Genomic DNA, 822 nt, shown 5'->3' with positions numbered 1-822 from the left:
CGCTAAAGCTCGTGGCGCGAAAATCTACGGTGAGATCGTAGGCTACGGCGCAACTTCAGACGGTTACGACATGGTTGCTCCTTCTGGTGAAGGCGCGGTTCGTTGTATGAAGATGGCAATGCAAAACGTTGATGGCGTTGACTACGTGAACACTCACGGTACTTCAACTCCAGTTGGTGACGTGAAAGAGCTAGGTGCTATCCAAGAAGTATTTGGTGGCAATAGCCCAGCAATCTCAGCAACTAAAGCGATGACAGGTCACGCTCTAGGTGCAGCTGGCGTACACGAAGCTATTTACTCAACGCTAATGCTAGATAACGGCTTCATCGCTCCAAGCATTAACGTTTCTAACCTAGACGAAGCAGCTGCTGGCCTAGACATCGTAACTGAAGCTCGCGAACAAGAGCTAACAACAGTTATGTCTAACAGCTTTGGTTTCGGCGGTACGAACGCAACGCTAGTAATCAAAAAATACCAAGCTTAATTAGGCTTGAGTTAGATAGACAAAGGTTAATTGTTAACGGGTGACGCGAGTGCAGTTTCAACTCGCACAGGAAATCTATTAACCATGACCCACAGAACAAAGCTTTCTGAACACAGGTTTAGAAATGGAAAGGTTTCCAGAGCTTGATCAGTAGTGGTTTTAGTCAGTATTGGTCGAACAGACGCAGACTCTGTCTCCTGGAGAGCGAGATAGGATCCTTTTGTTCTGGATGTTTGCCCGATTGTTAATTCAATCGGGCATTTTTCGTTTTAGGCTTGAGTAGTAAAAGTTGAGTGGGGTAATTAATCCTTATCTCAACAAGCCTTTATTCATAATGT

The 822-nt window shown here is 45.3% G+C and carries 2 pseudogenes; one reads left to right on the top strand and one right to left on the bottom strand.

Going from position 1 to position 822, the window contains the following annotated elements:
• Positions 1–484 (top strand): annotated as a pseudogene (locus tag BCT81_RS02975) (beta-ketoacyl-ACP synthase I); the annotation flags it as partial.
• 26 nt (positions 485–510) lie between these two features.
• Here BCT81_RS02975 and BCT81_RS29980 read toward each other — a convergent pair.
• Positions 511–797: pseudogene (locus BCT81_RS29980) on the bottom strand (hypothetical protein).
• Positions 798–822: the final 25 nt, after the last annotated feature.

This window comes from Vibrio sp. 10N.261.52.A1, assembly GCF_002876325.1.
Lineage (GTDB): Bacteria > Pseudomonadota > Gammaproteobacteria > Enterobacterales > Vibrionaceae > Vibrio > Vibrio chagasii.
The sequence above is the reverse complement of the archived record's forward strand: the minus strand, read 5'-3'. Positions and strand labels throughout refer to the sequence as shown.